20 protein-coding genes and 4 tRNA genes are annotated in these 24414 nt (G+C 72.2%); 11 read left to right on the forward strand and 13 right to left on the reverse strand.

The genetic code is table 11. From position 1 onward, the window contains the following. Nucleotides 1-159 precede the first annotated feature (159 nt). Nucleotides 160-2895 carry a SpoIIE family protein phosphatase gene (locus ACIG5E_RS03450; protein ID WP_396531204.1) on the forward strand — a complete coding sequence of 912 codons (2736 nt, stop codon included), beginning with the start codon at nt 160-162 and terminating at the stop codon, nt 2893-2895. A gap of 55 nt (nt 2896-2950) precedes the next feature. Here the strand turns inward: ACIG5E_RS03450 and ACIG5E_RS03455 are convergent, their stop codons facing one another. Together ACIG5E_RS03455 and ACIG5E_RS03460 are read right to left on the reverse strand one after the other, a co-directional pair. Then, on the reverse strand, nt 2951-3712 hold the full coding sequence (locus ACIG5E_RS03455; RefSeq protein ID WP_396531205.1) for a hypothetical protein: 762 nt from the start codon (nt 3710-3712) through the stop codon (nt 2951-2953). 245 nt (nt 3713-3957) lie between these two features. Continuing rightward, nucleotides 3958-5754: a phosphatidylglycerol lysyltransferase domain-containing protein gene (locus ACIG5E_RS03460; protein WP_396531206.1), complete on the reverse strand. Its 1797-nt coding sequence runs from the start codon at nt 5752-5754 to the stop codon at nt 3958-3960. A gap of 372 nt (nt 5755-6126) precedes the next feature. Between ACIG5E_RS03460 and ACIG5E_RS03465 the strand changes: the two genes are divergently transcribed. Both ACIG5E_RS03465 and ACIG5E_RS03470 read left to right on the forward strand, forming a co-directional pair. Beyond that, on the forward strand, nt 6127-6777 hold the full coding sequence (locus ACIG5E_RS03465) for a response regulator (protein WP_396531449.1): 651 nt from the start codon (nt 6127-6129) through the stop codon (nt 6775-6777). Further along, nucleotides 6774-7925 carry a sensor histidine kinase gene (locus tag ACIG5E_RS03470; RefSeq protein WP_396531207.1) on the forward strand — a complete coding sequence of 384 codons (1152 nt, stop codon included), beginning with the start codon at nt 6774-6776 and terminating at the stop codon, nt 7923-7925. The genes ACIG5E_RS03465 and ACIG5E_RS03470 overlap by 4 nt, the downstream gene beginning before the upstream one ends. Nucleotides 7926-8030: 105 nt before the next feature. On the opposite strand, the gene ACIG5E_RS03475 is transcribed toward ACIG5E_RS03470, so the two are convergent. Continuing rightward, nucleotides 8031-8114: transfer RNA gene (locus tag ACIG5E_RS03475), tRNA-Leu, on the reverse strand. 433 nt (nt 8115-8547) lie between these two features. Here ACIG5E_RS03475 and ACIG5E_RS03480 point away from each other — a divergent pair. The 6 genes from ACIG5E_RS03480 (at nt 8548) to pknB (ending at nt 17077) form a co-directional block, all read left to right on the forward strand. Further along, entirely contained in the window at nt 8548-9417 is an 870-nt protein-coding gene (locus ACIG5E_RS03480; protein WP_396531208.1) for an FhaA domain-containing protein, read from the forward strand. Between the two features lie 46 nt (nt 9418-9463). Next, nucleotides 9464-10006: an FHA domain-containing protein gene (locus tag ACIG5E_RS03485; RefSeq protein WP_396531209.1), complete on the forward strand. Its 543-nt coding sequence runs from the start codon at nt 9464-9466 to the stop codon at nt 10004-10006. 53 nt (nt 10007-10059) lie between these two features. Continuing rightward, on the forward strand, nt 10060-11709 hold the full coding sequence (locus ACIG5E_RS03490; protein WP_396531211.1) for a protein phosphatase 2C domain-containing protein: 1650 nt from the start codon (nt 10060-10062) through the stop codon (nt 11707-11709). Nucleotides 11710-11845: 136 nt separating this feature from the next. Next, nucleotides 11846-13249, forward strand: a complete 1404-nt coding sequence (locus ACIG5E_RS03495) for an FtsW/RodA/SpoVE family cell cycle protein (protein WP_396531450.1) — start codon at nt 11846-11848, stop codon at nt 13247-13249. Continuing rightward, nucleotides 13246-14697 carry a peptidoglycan D,D-transpeptidase FtsI family protein gene (locus tag ACIG5E_RS03500; protein ID WP_396531212.1) on the forward strand — a complete coding sequence of 484 codons (1452 nt, stop codon included), beginning with the start codon at nt 13246-13248 and terminating at the stop codon, nt 14695-14697. Before ACIG5E_RS03495 ends, ACIG5E_RS03500 begins: the two co-directional genes overlap by 4 nt. Nucleotides 14698-14950: 253 nt before the next feature. Next, on the forward strand, nt 14951-17077 hold the full coding sequence (gene pknB / locus ACIG5E_RS03505) for a Stk1 family PASTA domain-containing Ser/Thr kinase (RefSeq protein WP_396531213.1): 2127 nt from the start codon (nt 14951-14953) through the stop codon (nt 17075-17077). Between the two features lie 118 nt (nt 17078-17195). On the opposite strand, the gene ACIG5E_RS03510 is transcribed toward pknB, so the two are convergent. The 5 genes from ACIG5E_RS03510 to ACIG5E_RS03530 all read right to left on the reverse strand — a co-directional run bounded on the left by ACIG5E_RS03510 (nt 17196) and on the right by ACIG5E_RS03530 (nt 20920). After that, a complete protein-coding gene (locus ACIG5E_RS03510) occupies nt 17196-18005 on the reverse strand; it encodes a class E sortase (RefSeq protein WP_396531214.1) in 810 nt (269 codons plus the stop codon). Between the two features lie 38 nt (nt 18006-18043). Continuing rightward, nucleotides 18044-19174 (reverse strand): class E sortase, encoded by a 1131-nt coding sequence (locus ACIG5E_RS03515; RefSeq protein WP_396531215.1) that lies wholly within the window; start codon nt 19172-19174, stop codon nt 18044-18046. Between the two features lie 5 nt (nt 19175-19179). After that, the gene (locus tag ACIG5E_RS03520) at nt 19180-19842 is read right to left on the reverse strand and encodes an aminodeoxychorismate/anthranilate synthase component II (protein WP_396531216.1); all 663 of its coding nucleotides are present in this window, start codon (nt 19840-19842) and stop codon (nt 19180-19182) included. Nucleotides 19843-19897: 55 nt separating this feature from the next. After that, nucleotides 19898-20077 carry a hypothetical protein gene (locus ACIG5E_RS03525; RefSeq protein ID WP_030278236.1) on the reverse strand — a complete coding sequence of 60 codons (180 nt, stop codon included), beginning with the start codon at nt 20075-20077 and terminating at the stop codon, nt 19898-19900. Nucleotides 20078-20164: 87 nt separating this feature from the next. Then, complete coding sequence (locus tag ACIG5E_RS03530; RefSeq protein WP_396531217.1) at nt 20165-20920, reverse strand: DUF881 domain-containing protein; 756 nt, start codon at nt 20918-20920, stop codon at nt 20165-20167. A gap of 167 nt (nt 20921-21087) precedes the next feature. Between ACIG5E_RS03530 and crgA the strand changes: the two genes are divergently transcribed. Beyond that, a complete protein-coding gene (gene crgA, locus ACIG5E_RS03535; RefSeq protein WP_350876761.1) occupies nt 21088-21336 on the forward strand; it encodes a cell division protein CrgA in 249 nt (82 codons plus the stop codon). Between the two features lie 350 nt (nt 21337-21686). On the opposite strand, the gene ACIG5E_RS03540 is transcribed toward crgA, so the two are convergent. Continuing rightward, nucleotides 21687-22580, reverse strand: a complete 894-nt coding sequence (locus ACIG5E_RS03540) for a rhomboid family intramembrane serine protease (protein ID WP_396531218.1) — start codon at nt 22578-22580, stop codon at nt 21687-21689. Nucleotides 22581-22773: 193 nt separating this feature from the next. Here ACIG5E_RS03540 and ACIG5E_RS03545 point away from each other — a divergent pair, with 193 nt between their 5' ends. Next, nucleotides 22774-23430, forward strand: a complete 657-nt coding sequence (locus ACIG5E_RS03545; protein ID WP_396531219.1) for a DUF5324 family protein — start codon at nt 22774-22776, stop codon at nt 23428-23430. Nucleotides 23431-23489: 59 nt separating this feature from the next. On the opposite strand, the gene ACIG5E_RS03550 is transcribed toward ACIG5E_RS03545, so the two are convergent. The 4 genes from ACIG5E_RS03550 to ACIG5E_RS03565 all read right to left on the reverse strand — a co-directional run bounded on the left by ACIG5E_RS03550 (nt 23490) and on the right by ACIG5E_RS03565 (nt 24408). Further along, nucleotides 23490-23562, reverse strand: a tRNA-Ala gene (locus tag ACIG5E_RS03550). 169 nt (nt 23563-23731) lie between these two features. Beyond that, on the reverse strand, nt 23732-23860 hold the full coding sequence (locus ACIG5E_RS03555; protein WP_014137031.1) for a DLW-39 family protein: 129 nt from the start codon (nt 23858-23860) through the stop codon (nt 23732-23734). 308 nt (nt 23861-24168) lie between these two features. Then, a tRNA-Ile gene (locus ACIG5E_RS03560) sits at nt 24169-24242 on the reverse strand. An 89-nt stretch (nt 24243-24331) separates the two neighbouring features. Then, nucleotides 24332-24408: transfer RNA gene (locus ACIG5E_RS03565), tRNA-Ile, on the reverse strand. Between the last annotated feature and the right edge of the window lie 6 nt (nt 24409-24414).

The following is a 24414-nucleotide window of genomic DNA, read 5'->3' on the forward strand; positions in this document are numbered from 1 at the left end:
GGCGCGCGGCGCGCGACACGCAACCGATCCTGATGAATCTCCCCGTTTCGGTGTCGAGCCCGGCCCGGTCCGTGCTTCGCTGGTATCCGCACAGCGTGCCTTCCTCCGGAGCGACGGCCGCCTCCAGGCGCGGCGGCCAGGCGGGAGCAGAGCGAATCCATGGTGGCCGAGTCCAACTCCACACCGCTTCCGGCGGGCGCCGAGACCGCGCCGGGCGACCATCCGACCGGAGTGGCCGCCCTGGTCCGGCTCGCCCTCGTGCTGGTCGACCGGACCGGTCGGATCGCCCAGTGGAGCCGGGCCGCCGAGGAGCTGTTCGGGCACCGCGCCGAGGCCGCCACCGACCGTCCGGCCTCGGGCCTGCTGCCCGCCCTGGAGTCGCGGGTGCTCGGCCGCTGCGCCGTGCGCCGCCGCTGCGACGCCCTCGACACCCTGGCGGAGCTGGCCGCCGCCGGCCGCCCCTGGGCCGGCCGGCTGACCGTGACCGACCGCGAGGAGCACCAGCGCGACGTGCTCTGGTGGGCCTACTCGCTGCCCGGCCCGTCCGGCGGGCTGCTCGCCCTCGCCGCCGACGCCCGCCCGCTGCGCACCGGCGGGCCGCGGCTCGCGCTCGGCGAGCGCCTGCTGCCGTTCGCCGCCGCACCCGCCGCCCGGGGCGGCTTCCACGGGCTGACCGCCGCGCTCACCCCGCCCGCCGCCGAGCTGCCCGAGCCGCTGGCCCGGCTGCTGCCCGCCTCCCACCGGGCCCCGCTGCGGGAGGCGGCGGCCCTGGGCGGGCTGCCCGCGCTGCGGCTGGACGCGGCCACCGTGCTGCCGGTGCTGCCCTCCGACCCGCAGACCGGCACCGCGCACGCGGCCGCCGGCCTGGGCCGCCGCTACCCGACGCCCCAGCAGCGCGCCACCCGGCTCGGTCCGCCTCCGCAGCCCGATCAGTCCGCGCCCGGCCGCCGTCCCCCCGGCCCGCTGCCCTCCCCACGCGAACAGCACGAGGCCACCCAGACCACCCCCGCCGTCCGCCCCACCGCCGTCGTCGGCGGGCCGGCCGGCACCCCGCCCGTCCCGTCCCCCGACGGAGGAGGAGCCATCATCGAGCAGCAGGCCGCCGCCGTCGAGTCGTCCGCCCACGGCCTCCCGCCGCGCCGCGCCGACCAGATCCCGCCCGGCGCCGTCCCCGCCCCCGCCGGTGCCCAGGGGCCGCCGAGCGGCCGGCTGAGCCCGTTCCTCACCAACGGGCAGGCCGGCGAGCAACTGGCCCTGCTGAACGAGGTCGGCGGCAAGGTCGGCACCACCCTGGACCTCGGCTTCACCGCCCGCGAGCTGTGCCAGGTGCTGGTCCCCCGGGTCGCCGACTTCGCCTGCGTGGACCTCGTGGACGGCCTGATCTCGGACTCCGAACTGCCGGTCGCCCGCCCCGACGACGACACGATGCTGCGCCGGGTCGCCCTGGTCTTCAACCAGACCGGCGGCGCCTGGGACCACGTGCTCGCCGAGGGCTCGCTGGTCAGCATGCCGCGCCGGACCCCGCCCGGGATGGCCCTGCAGCTCAACCAGCCGGTGCTGGTCCCGGTGATCAGCGCGGACGTCGCGGTCGACTACGCGATCGCCCTCGGCGGCGCCCGGCTGGCCCCGGTGGTCTCCGGCCGCTCGATGCTGGTGGTCCCGCTGTCCGCCCGGGGCACCGTGCTGGGCATCCTCAAGCTGCTCCGGCTACCGGACCGCGCCCCCTTCGACGAGAGCGACGCCGCCACCCTCAAGGAACTGGCGGTACGGGCCGCGCTGTCGCTGGACAACGCCCGGCTGCACCGCGCCGAGGCACGGGTCGCCACCACCCTGCAGCGTTCGATGATCCCGACCCGCCCGCCACAGATCCCCGGCGTGCAGATCGCCCACCGCTACCTGCCCGGCGATCCGAAGGCCGAGGTCGGCGGCGACTGGTTCGACGCCATCCAGCTGCCCGGCAGCCGGGTCGCCCTGGTGGTCGGCGACGTGATGGGCCACGGCATCCACTCGGCCGCCGCGATGGGCCGCTTCCGCACCGCGATGCAGACCCTCGCCGCCCTCGACCTACCGCCCGGCCAGCTGCTGCGGCACCTGGACAACCTGGCCCAGAAGCTCGGCGACGACCACCTGGCCACCTGCCTGTACGCGGTCTACGACCCGATCAACCGGACCTGCGAGCTGGCCAGCGCCGGCCACGTCCCGCCCGTCCTGGTGCACCCGGACGGCACCGGCGAGCTGCTGGAGATCCCGGCCGGCGCGCCGATCGGCGTCGGCGGGGTGCCGTTCGTCGCCAAGACCATCGACGTCTCGGACGGCTCGATGCTGGTGCTGTGCACGGACGGACTGGTCGAGGTCCGGGGCGGGGACATAGGAGCCGGCCTGGCGGCGCTGTGCGGCAACCTGATCGACCCGCAGCAGAGCCCCGAGCAGGCCTGCGACGAGGTGCTGCGCCGGCTGCACTCGGACGACCGCAAGGACGACGTCGCCCTGCTGGTGGCCCGATTCGACGGGGTCGCCCCGTCCGAGGTGGCCACCTGGGACCTCACCGTGGACCACCGCGAGGTCCGCCGGGCCCGTTCGCTGGTCCGCGAGCAGCTGGCGGCCTGGCACCTGGAGGCGCTCAGCGACACCACCGAGCTGCTGGTCAGCGAGCTGGTCACGAACGCCGTTCGGGTCGCCCGGGACCGGGTGCGGCTCCAGCTGATCCGGGTGGACAAACTGCTGGTCGAGGTCAGCGACGACAACCACAACCTGCCCTCGCTGGAGCCGGCCGAGCAGCTCGGCGAGACCGGCCGCGGCCTCACCCTGGTCACCAAGCTCGCCGAACACTGGGGCACCGCCCGCAAGGCGGTGGGCAAGGTCGTCTGGTTCGAGCTGCCCCTCCCGCACGCATGACGGCCGCGTACGGGCAACGCCCCGTACGCGGCCGACACGCCGGATGAGGCGTCTCTCAGGGGATCACGGCCCCCGCCGAACGGCGCCGGGCCTCCCGGGAGGCGGTCGTGGCCACCGAAGTGGCGGCGCCGACCCCGGCCAGTACGCGCGGCCAGAAGTCCCCGAAGACCTCGACCGAGACGGCGATCAGCAGCGCGGTGATCACCGCGACCACGTGCTCCAGGCCGGCCAGGTTCGGCAGCACGACGGCCTCGCCGACCATCAGCACCACCACCAGGGTGGCGGTGAACCAGGCCCGGGTGCGGAACGCGATGCAGATCGCCAGCGCCACCACCGCGGCCGACGGCCCGGTGTCCCGCACGTAGGCGACCCACTTCGGGAAGCCGAGCAGGTGGCCCGGCCCGATCGCCACCCCGATCCGGGCGAACAGCGTGCCCGCCAGGGTGCACGCGTAGGCGACCACCAGGGTCATCCGCCGGCCGAGCACGACCTCGGCGATCGCGAAGACCACGAACACCTGGGCCAGCGCCCCCCAGACCGGCAGGTCCAGGGCCGGCACGTACAGCGACAGCGGAGTCCGCAGCAGCGAGAGGTCGAGCGGCAGTGAGGCCCGCACCACCCCGATGTGGTTGACGAAGCGCTCGCCGCCCGGCAGGTGCTGGACGACGCTGAACAGCAGGATCAGAAACGTCGCCCCCGTGGCCAGCGGGAACGCGGCGAGCTTCTTCCGCACCACCGCGCCCCGGACCACCAGGTACAACGTTCCCCACTCGGCGACAGCGGCCTTTCCGGCTAGCGCCAGCGGCCCCTTTCGCACGCCCCCCGCGTGGGTTCTGTGAATCACAACCGTTTCTCCCGAATCCCCGGACTTGTCAGCTACTCCAACATTAGAAGCCCGTTAACAAATCCACATCGGCATGGATGGGGATCGAGGTCATCCTCAGGAGGGAGACGAATCCCCCCTCCGGACCCCCCTTACGACCGATGGCCCTATGTCCCTTACGACTGGTGGCCCTAGGTACACCCCCGGCCGTCGGCCCCCCTCCGCCCCCCGACGGAGGGCTACCCCTTCCCGTCCCGCGCCGCCACCGGTACCCGGGGCGCCACCACGGCGGCCCCCGCGTGCCGGCGCCGGAACAGGGCGGGCAGACTCGGCGCGACGATGAAACCCTCGGCGCGCGCGCTGGCGATGCCGATCCGCGGAATCTCGCTGCTCTTCTCGAACAGCAGGTAGCGCGGTTCCCAGATCGGCCGGTACTTGGCGTTGGCGCGGTACAGCGACTCGATCTGCCACCAGCGCGAGAAGAACCCGAGGACGGAACGCCACAGCCGCAGCACCGGGCCGGCGCCGAGCCGCGAACCGCGCTCGAAGACCGAGCGGAACATCGCGAAGTTCAGCGAGACCCGCTTGAGCCCCACCTCCTCGGCGCGCTGCAGCAGCTCGATCACCATGAACTCCATCAGGCCGTTCTCGGTGTCCCGGGCCCGGCGCATCAGGTCCAGCGAGAGCCCGTCCGGGCCCCACGGGACGAAGCTCAGCAGTGCCTTGAGCTCGCCCTCGCCATCGCTGCACTCCAGCATCACGCAGCGGCCGTCGCCCGGGTCGCCGAGCCGCCCCAGCGCCATCGAGAAGCCGCGCTCGGTCGCCCCGTCGCGCCACTCGTCGGCCTTGGCCACCAGCTCGGCCATCTCCGCCTCGGAGATGTCCTCGTGGCGGCGGATCCGCACCGTGTAACCGGCCCGCTTGACCCGGTTGTAGGCCTGCCGGACCACCCGCATCGCGCGGCCGTCCAGCGAGAACTCGTCCAGCTCGACGATCGCCTCGTCGCCCAGCTCCAGCGCGTCCAGCCCGTGCCGGGCGTAGATCACCCCGGCCTCCTCGGAGGCGCCCATCACGGCCGGCGCCCAGGCGTGCTCGCGGGCCTCGGACAGCCAGGCCTCGATCGCGCCCGGCCAGGCCTCCGGGTCGCCGATCGGGTCGCCCGAGGCCAGCGAGACCCCGCCGATCACCCGGTAGGTCACCGCCGCCTTGCCGCTGGGGGAGAAGATCACCGCCTTGTCCCGGCGCAGCGCGAAGTAGCCCAGCGAGTCCCGCTCGCCCTGCTTGTCCAGCAGGCCGCGCAGCTTCGCCTCGTCCTCGGGGTTCAGCAGCTCCTTGCCGCGCGGGCTGCGGAAGGCCACGTACAGCACCAGCAGGAACAGCACCGCACCCATCGCGTTGATCGCGGCGTTCACCCAGGTCGGGGCGGCGATCACCGAGCGCAGGTGCTCGGACGGGGTGACGGTGACCATCCGGCCGACCGAGTAGCGGAAGAGGTCCCACCAGTCGGCGCCGTTCAGCTCGTTGGTCAGCCAGACCAGCAGCGCGCCGACGGCGCCGCCGAACAGCAGCCCGCCGACGAAGGTGGCCGCCGCGGTCTTCGGGTTGGAGCGGTCGCCCTTGGAGGTGAACTCCTTGCGCCCGATCAGCAGCGCCAGCACGAACAGGCAGGTCAGGATGGTGGAGATGTAGTTGAGCGGGTGCTTGTTGAAGCGCTCGCCGGGCAGCAGCATGGCCGCCAGGTACAGCAGGGCGAACACCCCGCTGAGCGCCGCGTTGAAGATCCACGCGGCCCGCTTGCGCCGCCGCATCGCGACGGCGAGGAAGACCGACAGCACCGCGGCCGCCAGGCCGGAGGTCATCAGGTACGGGGTGAAGTACTCACCCTCGTTGTGCTCGCTGACCTGGTTCCCCCACGGCACCAGCAGCACCGTCGCCACGTTCAGCAGCGCCAGCAGCCTGAGGTACCAGACGGAGGCGGCGGCGGCCCTCGGGCGCCAGCGGTCGAGCGGGCCGGCGGGCCGGGGCCCGGCGGACATGGCGGACGGCTCCGACTTCACAATGGACGACACAGCTCAATTCCAAACGATCAGATGGTGGGGCGCATCCGCACACGGCCCGGCGCCGGGCGCCCGCACGGGCCCGGCGGACTGACCGACCGCCCACGCCCACCGACCGCCCGCATCGAGCGGCAGGTCGGAAAAGGCAGCCAACTCCATGGTTCCGCACCATTCCTGAGAATTACGTGAACCGGGTAGCGGATTCCCACCCCCGCCGAACGGCGGGGGTCCGTACCCGCCATGCGTTCGGCGACCCGCCCTGCCTACCCCTACCCTCAAAGCGATCCCCGCGGACCGACCGAACCCGGCCGCCCGAACCGAGGAGGCACCATCACCACCACCCGCGTGCTGATCGTCGACGACGAGATCCTGGTCCGCTCGGGCCTCGGCCTGATCGTCGGCTCCGCCCCCGACCTGGAGGTGGTCGGCGACTGCTCCGGCGGGCAGGCCGAGGAGCACGTCCGGCGCCTGCGCCCGCACGTGGTGCTGCTCGACATCCGGATGCCCGACCTGGACGGCATCTCGGTGCTGCGCCGCCTGCGCGCCCTGCCCGACCCGCCCGCCGTGGCGATGCTCACCACCTTCGACACCGACGACTACATCGGCACCGCGCTGCGGGCCGGCGCGGCCGGCTTCCTGCTCAAGGACACCGCCCCCGAGCAGCTGGTGCACGCGGTCCGGGTGCTCGCCGCGGGCGGCAACATCCTCTCCCCGACCGTCACCCGCACCGTGATCGGCGGCTACGTGGACGGCGGCGGCCCGGACGCCGAGGCCACCGCACTGGCCCGCACCCTGACCGGCCGGGAACTCGACGTGCTCGCCCTGCTCGGCGAGGGCCTGTCCAACGCCGAGATCGCCGACCGGCTCTTCCTCGGCACCGGCACGGTCAAGGACCACATCAGCGCGATCCTCGGCAAGCTCGGCGCCGCCAACCGGGTGCAGGCCGCCGTGGTCGCCCACCGGGCCGGCCTGGTGCGGCCCAAGCCCGGCGACGAGGCATGACGACCGCCGACCAGCTGCCGTCCCGACGGCTTCCGGCCTGGTGCACCGCCCGCTGGCTGATGCTGCTGCTGCCCGTCCTGTACTCCCTGCTGGACGCCGCGCTGGTGGCCCGGGACGCCACCTGGTGGCAGATGACGCTCTCCACGCTGGCCGCCGTCGCACTGTTCTGGCGCCGCCGCTTCCCGGCGACGGTGCTGCTGCTCACCATGCCCGGCACCTGGGTGGAGGCGATCTGGCTGGCCCCGATCACCGCCGTCTACACGGTGGCCACCGAGCGCCCCGGCGCCAGGGTGCTGTTCCCGTGCGCCACCCTGTTCACCCTGGTCTCCTTCTTCCACTGGCCGCTGCCCACCCCGGTCATCGACCTCAGCCGGAACACCGCCCTGGACGCCATCCAGGCCGTGATGCTGGCCGCCGGCCCGGCCGCCACCGGCCTGCTCTCCCGCACCCGGCGGGAGCTGGCCGCCCGCCTGGACGAGCTGACCCGCGGCCAGGAGCGGGAGAGCCGACTGCTCGCCGAGCGGGTGCTGATCAGCGAGCGCGGCCGACTGGCCCGGGAGATGCACGACGTGGTCTCGCACCAGGTCAGCCTGATCAGCATCCAGGCCGGCGCGCTCCAGGTGAGCACCGCGGACCCGGCCGCCGCGGGCGTCGCCCGCACCATCCGCGAGCTGTCCGTACGGACCCTGGACGAGCTGCGCCAGATGGTCGGGGTGCTGCGCGGCACCACCGGCGGCCCGCTCCCGGACGCCCCGCTCGCCCCGCAGCCCAGGCTGGCCGACCTGCCCCGGCTGATCGAGCAGAGCGGCCTGGCCGCCGACACCGAGCTGAACCCCGGCGACCGTCCGTGGCCGGAGGCGGTCGAGCGGGCCGCCTACCGCACCGTCCAGGAGGCGCTCACCAACATCACCAAGTACGCGCCGGAGGCGGTGGTGCACGTGAAGGTCCGGGCGAAGGGCCGCCGGCTGCGGGTCGAGGTCCGCAACGAGGCGCCGCCGGTCCACCCGGTCGAGACCCTTCCGGGCGGCGGCCACGGCCTGGTCGGCCTGCGCGAGCGGGCCCAGCTGCTGGGCGGCACCCTCACTGCCGGCCCCACCCAGGACGGCGGCTTCGAGGTCCGCGCCGAGCTCCCCGCGGCCCGCTCCTGACCGCCCGGGCCCGGCGCCCGGGCGCTCGCCGTCCTGCCGCCCGGGACGACAGAAAAGCGACGACAAAAAAGCCCCGCAGATCCGTAGATCTGCGGGGCTTCGCTGTGCGCGAGGGGGGAGTTGAACCCCCACGCCCTTTCGGGCACTGGAACCTGAATCCAGCGCGTCTGCCTATTCCGCCACCCGCGCATGGGTGTTGTCTTCTTTGCCATCCGATCCTCGGAACCGCCGGTACCATGTGGCCCTTCGCGCTTCCTCGGTCCGGCTTCCCTTCCGGGCGGCCCTTCCGACGTGGAAAACATTAGCACGACCTGGAGGGCAGCTCCGAATCCGTTCCCCGGGGAGACCAACCGCATCCGAACGGGTGCACGACGAACGGGTGAGCGGACGGCATGGGCGGCTCCGACAGGCACACCTGGCGTGCCGCACCCGAAATGCGTCACCCTGTGTGTCCGAGCCCACCCCCGGGCACCACGCGGTCCGGGAACCGTACGGAAGGGCCCGGCGTGGATACGATCAGTACGGAAGTACCGCAAGTAGGCACGACCGACTCCCCGGAGGACCACTCCCCGAGGGGATCCGGACGGCAGGCAGGCGAACGAACCCTGGAAGGGGGTGCCCCATGGGGATGCTGAAGAAGTTCGAGCAGCGGCTGGAGGGTCTCGTCAACGGCACCTTCGCCAAGGTGTTCAAGTCCGAGGTCCAACCCGTGGAGATCGCCGGCGCACTGCAGCGCGAGTGCGACAACAACGCGAGCATCTGGAACCGCGACCGCACCGTCGTGCCGAACGACTTCATCGTCGAGCTCAGCCCGCACGACCACGAGCGGCTCAGCCCCTACTCGGGACAGCTCGGCACCGAGCTCGCCGGCATGGTCCGCGAGTACGCCGAGGCCCAGCGGTACAGCTTCATGGGCCCGCTCCAGGTGAACCTGGAGAAGGCCGACGACCTGGACACCGGCCTGTACCGGGTGCGCAGCCGCACGCTGGCCTCCGAGGAGCCCCAGCAGTACTCCCCGCCGCAGCAGCCGCAACCGCAGCAGCCCGGCTACGACCGCCAGCCGGCCGCACCGGCCCCCGGCGCACCGTGGCAGCAGGGCGGCGCCGCCCAGTACAACGCGCCCCCGCCGCCGCCCGCGCCCCCCGCGATGCCCCCGGGCCCACCGGCCGGCGGCAACGTCCGCAACTTCCCGGGTGCCGGCCACGGCGCCTCGGTCCGCCGCTGGATCGAGGTGAACGGCGCCCGCCACCAGATCACCGGCGCGGCCTGCGTGCTCGGGCGCTCGACCGAGGCGGACGTCCGGATCGACGACCCCGGGGTCTCCCGCAAGCACGCCGAGATCCGCCCCGGCACCCCTTCGATGGTCCTCGACCTGGGGTCCACCAACGGCATCGTGGTGGACGGACAGCACACCCAGCGCGCTACGCTCCGCGACGGCTCCCGAATCGTCGTGGGCTCCACCACCATCGTCTACCGGCAGGTCGAAGGGTAGTGTCCGAGTTGTTCGCGCGCCTCGCTCACCGACTGGCGGGACGGTCATGTCAGAACTGACCCTCACGGTCATGCGGCTGGGCTTCCTGGCCGTGCTGTGGCTGTTCGTCATCGTCGCGATCCAGGTGATCCGCAGCGACCTGTTCGGGACCAAGGTGAACCTCCGTTCCTCCCGTCGCGGCGCCACCACCGCGTCCGGCGGCGGCACGGCCACCACGGCACCCGGACGTCCCGCGGCTCCCGCCCCCGCAAGCACCGGCGCGGGCCAGCCCCAGGGCGGCGGCCGCCGCCGCGGCGCCCCGACCCAGCTCGTCGTGGTGCAGGGCTCGCTGGCCGGGACCACGGTCGCGCTGCAGGGCCAGACCATCACCCTGGGCCGCGCCCACGACTCCACCATCGTGCTGGACGACGACTACGCGTCCTCCCGGCATGCCAGGATCTATCCGGATCAGACTGGGCAGTGGACGGTCGAGGATCTAGGCTCCACCAACGGCACCTATCTGGACCGGCAGCGCCTGACCGCGCCCACCCCGCTCCAGCCGGGCACGCCGATCCGTATCGGCAGGACCGTCATCGAACTGCGGAAGTAGTAGCGCATGAGGGACAGCATCCCGTCCATGACCCAGAGGGGGGCACAGGTCGCATGACCCTGGTGCTGCGCTTCGCCGCCGGCTCCCACAAGGGACTGATCCGGGAGGGGAACGAGGACTCCGGCTACGCCGGGCCGCGGCTGCTGGCCGTGGCCGACGGCATGGGCGGCGCCGCGGCCGGCGAGGTCGCGTCCTCCGAGGTGCTCGGCTCGATCGTCCGACTGGACGAGGACGTGCCGGGCGCCGACCTGCTGACCCTGCTGGGCGACGCCGTCCAGGGCGCCAACGACCGGCTCCGGCAGATGGTCGAGGAGGATCCGCAGCTGGAGGGCATGGGGTGCACCCTGACCGCCATGCTGTGGACCGGCCAGCGGATGGGCCTGGTGCACGTCGGCGACTCCCGCGCCTACCTGCTGCGCGACGGCTCGCTGGTGCAGATCACCCAGGACCACACCTGGGTGCAGCGCCTGGTCGACGAGGGCCGGATCACGCCCGAGGAGGCCGAGACCCACCCCCAGCGCTCGCTGCTGATGCGGGCCCTGGACGGCCGCGGCCAGGTCGAGCCCGACCTGTCGATCCGCGAGGTCCGGGCCGGCGACCGCTACCTGATCTGCTCCGACGGCCTCTCCGGCCCGGTCAGCCACCAGACCCTCCAGGACACCCTCGGCAGCTACTACTCGCCCGAGCAGACCGTGCAGGAGCTGATCCAGCTCGCCCTGCGCGGCGGCGGTCCGGACAACATCACCTGCATCGTGGCGGACGTCATCGACGTCGGTGCCACGGACACCATGAGCGGCCAGTTCAACGACGTCCCGGTGGTCGTCGGCGCGGTCGCCGACACCCCGCCGTCCTCGACGGCCGCCGACCACTCGATCGCGGACACCCCGGCCGGCCGCGCCGCCGGCCTGGGCCGCGGCCCGCAGGGCGCCTTCGGCCCGGCCGAGGGCTACGACGGCGGCTACGACGCCGGCCAGGGCGGCTTCGGCCCCGCCGAGGGCTACGAGGGCGAGGAGGGCGGCTACGGCTACCCCGCCGAGCCGTCGGTGTACGGCACCGAGGACTTCGACGAGGAGCAGCCCCCCAAGCGCAAGCGCCGGGGCCTGACCGTCCCGCTGGTCGTCCTGGTCACGCTCGGCCTGCTCGGCGGCGCCGGGTACTTCGGCTACCAGTGGACCCAGGACCAGTACTACATCGGCGAGGACGGCGACCACGTCGCCATCTACCAGGGCGTCAACCAGAACCTGGCCGGGCTGAGCCTCTCGTCGGTGCACGAGTCGCACAGCGACGCCCCGCTGAAGTGGCTGCCGCAGGACCAGCGCGCCCAGGTGAACCGGACCATCTCGGTCGGCAGCCTGAACGACGCCGAGAAGACGATGAAGGACCTCGTGGGCTGGGCCCAGCTGTGCCAGCGGGCCGCCACGGCGGCGGCTCCGCAGGGCACCCAGCCGACCCAGGCCACCAAGACCGCCTTCACGGCCGCCACGCCGGTCGCCCCGGGCGAGCGGGAGAAGCGCAACCCGCCCGCGGCCGCGCCGAGCACCTCGCCGACCCCGAGCGCCCCGGCTACGCCCGCTCCGACGCAGAACGCCACCCCTCCGGCGACGGGCGCCCCGAGCGAGCAGGCCCAGCAGCCCCAGCAGCCCCAGCAGCCCCCGCTGAGCGACGACGACCGCACCCGGGCCGAATCCTGCCCGAAGCCGTGACGCCCGTGATCCGACATAGGTCCGCCCGGGGCAGGCTCGCCGACCGGCAGGGAGCGGTCACGACGTGAGCAGCTACAACCTGAGCGGCGACACCGGCCGCGCCGGCGCCCGGCGCCGGGCGGCGGCCGGGCGTGTCGTGCCGCGGCGCCGGGGCAACACCACCATCTCGCCCCAGGGCACTCCGAACCGGCGCAACACCGAGCTGGCCCTGCTGGTCTTCGCGGTCCTGCTGCCGATCCTGGCGTACGCCAACGTGGGCCTGGCGATGGACTCCCGGGTGCCGGCCGGCATGCTCGGCTACGGCCTCGGCATGGGCTCGCTGGCGCTGGTCGCGCACCTGCTGGTGCGCCGCTTCGCGCCGTACGCGGACCCGCTGATGCTGCCGATCGCCACCCTGCTGAACGGGCTGGGCGTGGTGATGATCTGGCGGCTGGACAAGGCCGGCCACCTGCTCAGCGGCAACTTCCCGGCGGCCCGCAACCAGCTGATGTGGTCGGCCCTCGGGATCACGCTGTTCATCGGCGTCATGGTCTTCCTGAAGGACCACCGGGTGCTCCAGCGCTACACCTACATCTCGATGGTGGTGGCGCTGGTGCTGCTCGCCGCGCCGGCCTTCTTCCCGGCCCGGGCGGAGGACTTCGGCGCGAAGATCTGGATCCGGATGGGCGGCTTCTCCATCCAGCCCGGCGAGTTCGCCAAGATCGTCCTGACCGTGTTCTTCGCCGGGTACCTGATGGTCAAGCGGGACGCCCTGGCGCTGGCCAGCCGCCGCTTCATGGGCCTGTACCTGCCGCGCGGCCGCGACCTCGGCCCGATCATCGTGATCTGGCTGCTCAGCCTGCTGATCCTGGTCTTCGAGAACGACCTCGGCACGTCCTTCCTGTTCTTCGGCCTGTTCGTGGTGATGCTCTACGTCGCCACCGAGCGGACCAGCTGGATCCTGTTCGGCCTGCTGATGTCGGTCGGCGGCGCGGTCGCGGTCGCCACGACCACCAGCCACGTCAAGGTCCGCATCGACGCCTGGCTCGACCCGATGGCCGCCTTCTCCGCGAACCCGCCCAAGGGCGCCACCGAGCAGATCGGCCAGTCGCTGATGGCACTCGGCTCCGGCGGGGTGACCGGTTCCGGCCTCGGCCAGGGCCGCTCCTGGCTGATCAACTTCGCCGCCAAGAGCGACTTCATCCTGGGCTCCTTCGGCGAGGAGCTCGGGCTCACCGGCCTGATGGCGATCTTCCTGCTGTACGCCCTGCTGGTGCAGCGCGGCCTGCGCACCGCCGTCGCCGCCCGCGACCCCTTCGGCAAGCTGTTCGCCGTCGGGCTCGCCTCGGCGATGGCGCTGCAGGTGTTCGTCGTGGCCGGCGGGGTCACCGGACTGATCCCGCTGACCGGTATGACCATGCCGTTCCTCGCGCAGGGCGGTTCGTCCGTGGTCGCCAACTGGGCGCTGGTCGCGATCCTGCTGAAGATCAGCGACAGCGCGCGCCGACCCGGGGTCGAACCGGCCCCGGCCACCGAGGGCCAGGGAGGACCCGCCCGATGAACAAGCCGATCCGACGGGTTTCGATCTTCTGCCTCGTGCTGATCCTGGCCCTGATGGTGCGCACCAACTGGGTGCAGGGCGTCCAGGCCGACGCCTGGGCCTCCAACAAGAACAACAAGCGCCAGCTGTACGACCGCTACGCCCACCCGCGCGGCAACATCATCGTCAGCGGCCAGCCGGTGACGAACTCCGACTTCGTGAACGGGCTGCGCTACAAGTACAAGCGCTCCTGGGTCAACGGCCCGATGTACGCCCCGGTCACCGGCTACTCCTCGCAGGCCTACGGCTCCAACGGGCTGGAGAACCTGGAGGACGGCATCCTGTCCGGCACCGACGACCGGCTGTTCTTCCGCAACACCCTGGACATGCTGACCGGCGAGCAGCAGCGCGGCGGCGACGTCGTCACGACCATCAACGCCAAGGTCCAGAAGGCCGCCTTCGACGCCATGGGCGACAAGAAGGGCGCGGTGGTCGCGCTCGACCCGAAGACCGGCGCGATCCTGGCCCTGGTCTCCACCCCGTCCTACGACCCGGGCACCATCGCGGGCAACGACGACGGTGACGCCTGGAAGGCCCTCAACGCCGACCCGAACAAGCCGATGGACAACCGGGCGCTGAAGTACACCTATCCGCCCGGCTCGACGTTCAAGCTGGTCACCGCGACCGCCGCGTTCGAGAACGGCATGTTCCAGAACATCGACGACACCACCTCGACCCCGGACCCGTACATCCTGCCCGGCACCCAGACCGCGCTGAAGAACGAGAGCCCGAACGAGCGCTGCGAGAACGCCACCGTGAAGTCCGGGCTGGACCAGTCCTGCAACACGGTCTTCGCCAAGATCGGTGCGGACCTGGGCAAGGACAAGATGCGGGCGCAGGCCGAGAAGTTCGGCTTCAACAGCACCATCGACACCCCGGTCCGGGCCGAGAAGAGCGTCTTCCCGAACAGCGCCAGCCTGGACGGCACCGCCCAGGACTCGATCGGCCAGCACGACACCCGCGCCACCCCGCTGCAGGTCGCCATGGTCTCCGCCGCGATCGCCAACAACGGCAGCCTGATGCAGCCGTACCTGGTCGACCAGGAGCGTTCCGCCTCGCTGACCACCATCTCCAAGCACACCGAGAAGCAGTTCTCCCAGGCGATGAGCCCGGCCACCGCGCAGAAGATGCAGGACCTGATGGTCTCGGTGGTCCAGGACGGCACCGGCAAGAACGCCCAGATCCCGGGCCTCCAGGTCGGCGGCAAGACCGGCACCGCGCAGCACGGCGAGAACAACTCCGGACTGCCCTACGCCTGGTTCACCTCCTGGGCCAAGACCCCGGACGGCCAGTCGGTCGCGGTCGCGGTGGTGGTCGAGGACGGCTCCGACAACCGCGACGGCATCAGCGGCGGCCGGCTCGCGGCCCCGATCGCCAAGGCGGTGATGCAGGCCGCGCTCGGCAAGTAGGGCCGGGGGTGAGGCGAATGTCACGATCGGCACCCCCGCCCGGATACCGGTCTGATATCGGCCGACGGCTGACTCCGGTCCGGTGCGGCGCGACCGGTAGCGTATCCGCCAGCAGCGGGTGTGCCCGTTGCCGCCCGCGAGGCGGCGCACGGCCCGGCCGGAGAACCGGTCGCGGCGCGCGCGGCGTCACCCAGAGCGTGCGGGGACACCTACGTCACAACCTCACCGGCGGGTGAGGGAGAGGGTCGGAACTATGGATGAGCCTCGTCGCCTCGGCGGCAGGTACGAGCTCGGCGGCGTCCTCGGACGCGGCGGCATGGCCGAGGTGTACCTCGGCCATGACACCCGGCTCGGCCGTTCCGTCGCAGTGAAGACGCTCCGGGCCGACATGGCACGGGATCCGTCGTTCCAGGCCCGCTTCCGCCGCGAGGCACAGTCCGCGGCGTCCCTGAACCACCCCGCGATCGTCGCCGTGTACGACACCGGCGAGGACTACATCGACGGGATCTCCATCCCGTACATCGTGATGGAGTACGTCGAGGGTTCGACGCTGCGCGAGCTGTTGCACTCCGGCCGCCGGCTGCTGCCCGAGCGGGCGCTGGAGATGACCATCGGCATCCTCCAGGCCCTGGAGTACTCGCACCGGGCCGGCATCGTGCACCGCGACATCAAGCCGGCCAACGTGATGCTGACCCGGCAGGGCAACGTCAAGGTGATGGACTTCGGCATCGCCCGTGCGATGGGTGACGCCGGGATGACCATGACCCAGACCTCGGCCGTGATCGGCACCGCCCAGTACCTCTCCCCCGAGCAGGCCAAGGGCGAGCAGGTCGACGCCCGCTCCGACCTCTACTCCACCGGCTGCCTGCTCTACGAGCTGCTGACCGTGCGCCCGCCCTTCGTCGGCGACTCCCCGGTCGCGGTGGCCTACCAGCACGTCCGGGAGGAGCCGCAGCCGCCGTCGGTCTTCGACCCCGAGGTGCGCCCCGAGATCGACGCGATCGTGCTGAAGGCCCTCGCCAAGGAGCGCGACTACCGCTACCAGAGCGCCGACGAGATGCGCGACGACATCGAGCGCTTCCTCGACGGCCTCCCGGTCGCCGCCGCCCAGCAGGCCGCCGCCTACGGCATGGGCGCGGCCGGGTACGGCTACGACCAGAACGGCTACCCGCAGCAGCACGACCCGTACGGCCAGACCAACGTGCTGCCGCAGCAGCCCGGCGGCGGCCCGACCACCCTGCTGCCGCAGGCCGGGGCCCAGGGCCACGACGGCTACCAGGACGACGGCTACGGCCAGACCTACGCCGGCGCCCAGGGCGGCGGCCACGACGGCTACGACGACGGCTACGGCCAGGGCGGCGGCCGGCGCGGCGAAAACCGGCCGAAGAAGAGCAACACCTCCTGGATCGTGCTGGCGGTCGCCGCCGTGCTGGTCCTGGTCGGCACCTTCTTCGTGGCCCAGGCGATGTTCAGCGACAAGGGCGGCACGGACACCGCGAAGGTGACCGCGCCCAACCTGGTCGGCAAGAGCCTGGCGGACGCCAAGACCGCGGCGACCGCGGCCGGCTCCAAGCTCTCGGTCACCGAGGGCGACAAGATCGCCTGCCCGGACGCCAACGTCAAGAAGGACCAGGTCTGCACCCAGACCCCGACGGCCGGCACCCAGGTCGCCGAGGACGCCCGCATCACCGTGCAGCTGTCCTCCGGTCCGGCCAAGCAGCAGATGCCGGCCCTGACCGGCAAGACCAAGGACCAGGCGATGCAGGCGCTGGCCTCGGCCGGGTTCACCAACGTCGCCGCCCCCGACTACAAGGACGACGACACCGCCCCGCAGGACACCGTCGTCGCCCAGGACCCGCCGGCCGGCTCCACCGCCGACCCGAGCGCCCCGGTCAAGCTGACGATCTCGCAGGGCAAGACCAAGCAGACCGTCCCGAACGTGGTGGGCGCGCAGAAGGACGACGCGCAGAACCAGCTGCAGGCCCTCGGCTTCCAGGTCGACACGTCGAAGACCACGCCGACCAACGACCCGACCAAGGTCAACACCGTCGCGTTGCAGTCGGTCGCCCCCAACACCAAGGTCCCGGCCAACACGAAGATCGCCCTGACGGTCTACAAGGCGCCGGACAAGTCCACCGTCCCGCCGCTGCAGAACTCCAAGCTGTCGGACGCGATCGCCGCGCTGTCCAAGGCCGGCCTGGGCTACACCGTGCTCAGCGGCCCGCAGGACCTGAACGCGGTCGTCGTCCAGAGCAACCCGGGCGCCGGCACCCAGCTGGACCCGAACACCCAGGTGCAGCTGTTCACCCGGCCCGCCGACCCGGCCAAAGGGGGCGACCCCGTCACCACACCCCCCGGCAAAGGGGGGACCGACCACTAAGCCCTTCTTCCCCTGGTTCTGAGGGCCGGTCCACCCGAGCAGTGAACGCCCGAGGGCCCGTCGCGGTAATCGCGACGGGCCCTCGGCGTGTTCCCCCCGGACCGGGCCTGAGAGGGCCTCAGGAGTGCCGCAGCTCCGGCGGCGGGGTGCGCTTGGCGTCCATGGCGTCCACCCGCACCAGGCTCCCCCAGACGGCCATCCGGTACCGCGAGGTGTACACCGGCGTACAGGTGGTCAGGGTGATGTACCGGCCGGGGGCGGTGTACCCGGAGCTCGCCGGGACGGGCGCGACGATGCCGGTGTCGTACTTGGACGTCTCCGGCAGGGTGTTGTCGACCTTGTAGACGTACCACTTGTCCTTGGTCTCGACCACGACCGCGTCGCCCTTGTGGACGGCGTCCAGGTCGTGGAACTTGGCGCCGTGGCCGTCCCGGTGGGCGGCCAGCGCGAAGTTGCCCGCCTGGTCCCAGGGCATCGCGGACTTGTAGGGCTGCTCGTACACGCCCGCCACGCCCTCGTCCAGGACGGCGGTGGAGGTGCCCATCCGGATCAGCACCTGGAAGTCCCGGCCCATCGCCGGGACGTGCAGGAAGCCCACATCGTCCCCGATCGCGGTCGGCGCCGCGGCCGCCCCGCCCGGCCCGGGGGCGGCACCGGACCCGCCCGGGGCCGGGCCGGCCGCCCAGGAGTCGCGCAGCTTGTCCGAGGCGGCCGCCGCGGAGCGGTCCGCCTGCACGTTGGTCCACCAGAGCGAGTAGGCCACGAACAGGCCGAGCACCAGGCCCAGGGTGATCAGCAGCTCGCCGAAGACGCCCAGTGCGGCCAGCGCCCGACTCCGCCCGCCGCGGCCCTTCCCGGCGGCCCGTTCGGGCGGGGGGAAGGCCTCCTGGGCCGGCTCGGCCGACCGCGTGGTCCCGTCGTCCTGCATCTGTGGTGCTCCCCCTCCGAAACCGGGCCCCCGGGCGGCTATCCGCCCGTGATCGCGGCCGGCTTGCCTTGGCTGCGCGGCCGATCCTCGATCAGTTTGCCAAACAGGATGAGACGGAACTTCGAAGTGAACTCCGGGGTACAGGTCGTCAGCGTGATGTACCGGCCCGGGCCGGTGTACCCGGAGCCGTTCGGCACCGGCTTGATCACGCTCACGTTGTTGGGGGAGGTCTGCGGGATGCCGCCGGTGATCTCGTAGGTGTAGTAGCCGGCGGCGGTCTCCACCACGACCTTGTCGCCCTTGCCGAGCTCGTTGATGTACCGGAACGGCTCGCCGTGGGTGTTGCGGTGGGCGGCCAGCGCGAAGTTGCCCGCCTGGTCGCCCGGCATCGCGGTGCCGGTGTAGTGGCCGACCAGGCCCTTGTCGAGCACCGCCGACTTGGAGGTGCCCTCGGCGATCGGGAACTTCAGCCCCAGCTTGGGCAGGTAGATGATGGCGAAGCCCTTGCCGGGCTCGAACACCTCGGGCTTGTTCGGGTCCGGGGCCGGCTGCCCCGCCCCGGGCGGCTGGGCGTCCCACTGCTGCTCCAGCTGGTCGCGGGCCCCGGCGGCGGCCTCGTCGGCCTGCACGTTGGTCCACCAGAGCTGGTAGGCGACGAACAGCAGCATCACCACGCCGAGGGTGATGCACATTTCGCCGACGAAACGGGCGCCCACCACGACCGCGGACTCCTTGGGGCGCGGCCCCTCGCCTCCCCGGCCCTTCGCCCGGCGCCGGCCGCCGCCCGTACGGACCGAGGTCCGGCCCTGGGCGGCCCGGCGGCGCTCGGCCCGGCCCCCGGTGGGCGGGGCGGGCTCGGCGGCCGGCTCGGCGCCGTCGGCGGGCAGGCGCAGCTGGAGGGTCTGGTCGGGCAGCCACGGGTACTCGGGACCGCCCTCGGCGGGCTGCTCGGCCTGCTCGTACACGCCCCAGCCGTCCTCGGGCGCGCCCTGGGCCGGGTGCTCCTGCGGGTACAGGCCGCCCTGGACCCCGACGCCGTACTGCGGGGCCTCGTACGGCCGCGCGCCGTACTGCGCGCCCTCGTGCTGCCGCGCGCCGTCGTACTGCTGCGCGCCCTCGTACGGGCCGGCCTCCGGCTGGTAACGCCCCTCCGGACGCACCGCGGTCACGCCGCTCAGCCCCGGCCGATCACCGGGGCGAGCCCGGCCGACCGGTCCACGGCCTGCGGGAAGCCGCACTCCGCCAGCCAGTTGGCGAGCATCCGGTGCCCGCCCTCGGTCAGCACCGACTCGGGGTGGAACTGCACGCCCTCGACCGGCAGTTCACGGTGCCGCAGGCCCATGATCACGCCGCTCCCGGTCCGGGCGGTGACCACCAGCTCGTCCGGCACGGTGGCCGGGTCGACGGCCAGCGAGTGGTAGCGGGTCGCGGTCAGCGGCGAGGGCAGGCCCTCGAACACCCCGCCGTCCTCGTGCTCGACCGGCGAGGTCTTGCCGTGCAGCAGCTCCGGGGCCCGGCCGACCACCGCGCCGTAGGCGACCGCGATCGACTGCAGACCCAGGCAGACGCCGAACACCGGCAGCCCGATCCCCGCGCAGTGGTGCACCATCGCGATGCAGACCCCGGCCTCCTCGGGCGACCCGGGCCCGGGGGAGAGCAGCACCCCGTCGAAGCCCTCCTCCCCCGCCCGGCGGACGGCGTGCTCGACGGTCACCTCGTCGTTGCGCACCACCTCGCAGGTGGCACCGAGCTGGTACAGGTACTGGACCAGGTTGAAGACGAAGCTGTCGTAGTTGTCCACGACCAGGATGCGGGGCGGGGTCGACTGGGTGGTCATGCGCGCGTGGTCTCCGTGGGATGCGGTGCTGGGGGGAAGTTCCGGGCCCGCCGGGTCAGCCGGCCGAGGCGCCGTCGCCGCCGTCCACTGTGACGTCACCGAAGGGGAGCAGCGGTTCCGCCCACGGGAAGACGTAGGTGAAGAGGAGGTAGACGATCCCCAGGATCAGGAGCAGCGAAATGACGGCCCGGACCAGGGTGTTCCCCGGCAGATGACGCCAGATCCAGCCGTACATGGTGCTCCCTCGAGGTAGCGGACTGGGGTCAAGAGTAGACCCGGGATCAACGGCCGCGAGGCCGGTCCGCCACCGGCGCCGCCGTGGTCAACCCGCCGACCGGAGTTCGGTGGTGCCGGAGTAACCGGGCAGCGTCAGGTCGCCGCTCTCCTGGACCTTCCAGCCCAGGCCGTACGCCTGGACGTACTGCAGGTAGTTGCGGATCGTCGGGTCCGCCTCGACGGCCGAGCGCAGGGCATCCGTCTTCCCCACCGCCTTGACCACGTACGGCGGGGAGTAGACCCGGCCCTGGAGCAGCAGGGTGTTGCCCACGCAGCGGACGGCGCTGGTGGAGATCAGCCGCTGGTCCATCACCTGCACGCCCGCGGCGCCGCCCCGCCACAGCGCGTTGACCACCGCCTGGATGTCCTGCTGGTGGATGACCAGGTCGTTGACGCCCGGCTCGGGGACCCCGGGAATGCGCGCGGTGGCGTTCGGCGGGGCGTCGTTGAGGGTGACGGTCAGTCCGCCGCCCTGCACCGGCTCCAGGGCCGCGCCGAGCCGCAGGCCGCCCAGCTGCGCCGCGTCGGCGGGGTCGTGGCCCTGCTGCTCGGTGAGCTCCTGCGCCCGGGCCTGGAGGTCGGCCAGCTGGGCCTGCGCCTGCTGGTTCTGCGAGCTGCGCTGGCGGACCACGTCGCCGAGGCTCAGCAGTGAGTTGTCGGTCCGAAGGTCGGTGCCGCGGGCGGTCTGCGCGCTGACGTAGAAGAGCAGACCGGCGAGCGCGAACACGGCGCAGGTCAGGGCACGGCCGACAATTCGGATGCCGGAACGGCGGGTGACGGCCTTCCCGGGGGGAATCGACAAATTAGTCACCGTACCCTTATCTCCTTGAGACCCGCCGAGCCACTACGCTAACGGACGCCGGTGGCAGGTGGGGGAGCGGTCCCAGAGCGCTCCCCGCGACCGACCGTCGGCGTCTCACCCGCTGCACCTCTGCGCGGTCTCACAGCGCATCGACAGGAGAGCTCCTCGTGCCGAAGTCTCGACTCCGCAAGAAGTCCGACTACACCCCGCCGACCACGGCCGCGGTGAAGATCAGTTCGGGCCGTAGTTGGGTCGCACCGCTGATGCTGGCACTGTTCCTGATCGGCCTGGTGTGGATCGTCACCTACTACGTGACTAGCGGCAGCTACCCGGTCGAGAGCTGGCGGAACTGGAACATCCTCGTCGGCTTTGGCTTCATCGCGGCCGGGTTCGGCGTCTCCACCCAGTGGAAGTGACGCCCCGCGCGTCCTGAGGCCCGAATCCGGGCCTTTTCCGCCGCTTCGGATCCGCTGGCCCCGAAGCGGCGGTTCGGCGTGCCCGGAACCGGTCGGGGCGCGGTCGGCCGACCGCCATCGGACAGTCCCACGATCACACGGTCAGGCTTATCCACATGGTTATCCACACTGGGGAAAAGTCCTCACAGCCTGTGGATAACTTTTCCGGCCCGCGCCGCCCACAGCTGTGCACAACTCCCCGGAAGTACGGAATTCGCACAGGAGGACGCGCGTAGAACAGCAATCCGCAGTCGGGTCGCCGCACAGCCTGTGCACAACCCCGCACCCGCTGTGGACAAACGTCCGAGGCGTCACACGCCGTAGAGGGCCATCCCGGTCAGCAGCATCGCCGCCTCCACCGCCACCGCCCCGGCCACCGTCAGCCCCTGGACCAGGCCGCGGCGCTCGCGCGGGGCGTACATCAGGCCGAGGGCGGCCAGCCCGCCGATCACCAGCCCGCCGATGTGCGCCCGCCAGTCGATGCCCGGACGGGAGAACGTCACCACCAGGTTGAAGACCAGGAAGGCCAGCGCCGGGGCGAGCGGCCCCCGGTTCCGCAGCTGCATCACGATCGTGGCGCCGATCAGGCCGAAGATCGCCCCGGAGGCCCCCACCGAGTTCATCCAGTCGCCGGCCACCAGGAAGGCGAAGGTGCTGCCGCCCAGGCCGGCGAGCAGGTAGAGGGCCAGGAAGCGGAGCCGGCCGAGTGCCTCCTCCAGCGGCGGGCCGAGCCAGAGCAGCACCAGCATGTTCAGCCCGATGTGCCACCACTGGAGGTGCAGGAAGGTGGCGGTCAGCAGCCGGTACCACTGGGCCGGGCCGTCGGCGACGCCGTACGGACCGCCGAGGTGCGCCCGCCCGGCGCTGGCCAGCGACCAGACCTCGCCCAGCCGCGGGTTGAGGACGTAGGCGGCCAGCACCCAGACCACGATGTTGGTCCCGACCAGCACCCGGGTCACCAGCCCGCCGTCCACGGTCGGCGCCCCGCCGAACCGGGTGGTCGCCCGCCGCGCCCCGGCGTGCCCCTTGCCGACGCACTCGGGGCACTGGAAGCCCACCGCGGCGGCCACCATGCACTGCGGGCAGATCGGCCGCTCGCAGCGGGTGCAGGAGATCCCGGTGGCCGTCCGCGGGTGCCGGTAGCAGCCGGGCTGCCCGCCCTCGGAGGACCCGTCCGTGGACTGTCGCGGTTCGTCCGGGAGCATCAGCGGTTTCCCCTTCCCGTACCGACCACCGAAGCCGCCAGCCTACTGCGGCGCCCCGCCCCGACACCCCGGGCAGGACCGGCGCCCGCCCCTCCCCCGGCCCATCCCGGAGTGCCGTCGGACAAATCAGGATGCATGATCAGCATTCAGGTGGATATGTGCACAAGGGACGCCCACCCAGGAGGAGAGACTCGTGAGCTTTTCGGACTCGGCCCGTGAGACCGCCACCCGGACCCGGGACACCGCCACACAGTTCGCGGGCGGCGCCAAGCAGCGCCTCGGTCCCGCCCTGGACGCCCTCGGGCCAAAGGCCAACCAGGCCGCCCACAACCTCCGTGTCCAGTACGAGCGGCACCTAGCCCCGCAGTTCGGCCACGCCTTCGGCAGCCTGTCCCCCGAGGCCCAGCAGAACGCCCTGAGGGCCCTGCACCGGGCCCAGGAGGCCGCCCTGGCGGCCCGCCTGTCCGCCGCCCGCGCCGCCGACCAGGCCCGCACCACGGTCGGCCCCAGGGTCGCCCAGGCCGTCGAGGCGGTCACCCCGGTCGCACAGGAGGCCCAGTCCCGCGGCGCCGCCGCGCTGACCGCCCTCCAGGGCCACGTCAGCTCGGCCGAGATCAGCGAGCTCGCCGCCCGGAACGCCAGGCGGGAGCAGCGGTGCGGCAACTGGACCACCGGCCTCGCCCTGGCCGGGGTGCTGGCGATCGCCGGTGGCATCGTCGCCTGGCAGTGGTGGCGACGGCACAGCAACCCGGAGTGGCTGGTCGAACCGCCCGCGGCGCACGCCGCCACCGCCCCGGTGAACGGCGTCCCCCCGGAGGAGCCCACCGAGGACGACCGCCCGCAGGCCTAGAACGGAAAAACCGAAGGGCGGCTGACCTGTCTTCCAGGTCAGCCGCCCTTCGGGCGCTGTGGAGCATAGGAGACTCGAACTCCTGACATCTGCCTTGCAAAGGCAGCGCTCTACCAACTGAGCTAATGCCCCTCGACGGCACGGCGCGTGCCAACGGGCACTAGCGTACCGGGTTCCGGCGTGATTCCGAGAGCCGTCCCCCTGGGGGAACCGGCCGGTCCGTTCGGGTGAACGGGCCGGCCGGTCCGGGAGGCGCGGATCAGCGCCTCCGAAGATCGTCGATCGTCAGATCGCCAGGGATTCAGCGACCGGCCGGAACCGGGTCGGTGGCCTCGGTCCACAGGTCCTGCTCGGCGCGGTCCGCCTGGACCTGACGGTAGACAAAGAAGCCGCCGAGGGCGACCAGGGCGACCAGGAGGAGCTTCTTCACCGCGGGACCTCGTCCTTCTTGCGTTGGTGGACTCAAGAGCCGGTGCTCCGGCCGGGACGACCGGGCCGACGAGTCCAGATGTGTTTCGAGCGCGAACGGGCTGCCGGGTGCCAGACTGCCCTTGCGGCCGATGATACACACCGGTGTCCCAATCGTGACCAGCCACCGGTGCGGTCAACGCGGCGGTCCGGTCCGATGATTGACGCCGCACCTCCTGTCGTACGGATCGTCCGCACGCGGCGGACCCCCGAATTCGCCCGGGAACGCCGAAGGGCCCGGAGTGGATCACTCCGGGCCCTTCGGGGCGGTGGGCCTAACAGGACTTGAACCTGTGGCCTCTTCCTTATCAGGGAAGCGCTCTAACCGTCTGAGCTATAGGCCCTCGCTGTACAGCAGAGCGTACCGGAAGCCGCCCGATCTGCGAAAACGACGCCGAAGGGCCCGGAGTGGATCACTCCGGGCCCTTCGCGGTGGTGGGCCTAACAGGACTTGAACCTGTGGCCTCTTCCTTATCAGGGAAGCGCTCTAACCGTCTGAGCTATAGGCCCTTGCCG

This window comes from Kitasatospora sp. NPDC053057, assembly GCF_044546945.1.
GTDB lineage: Bacteria > Actinomycetota > Actinomycetes > Streptomycetales > Streptomycetaceae > Kitasatospora.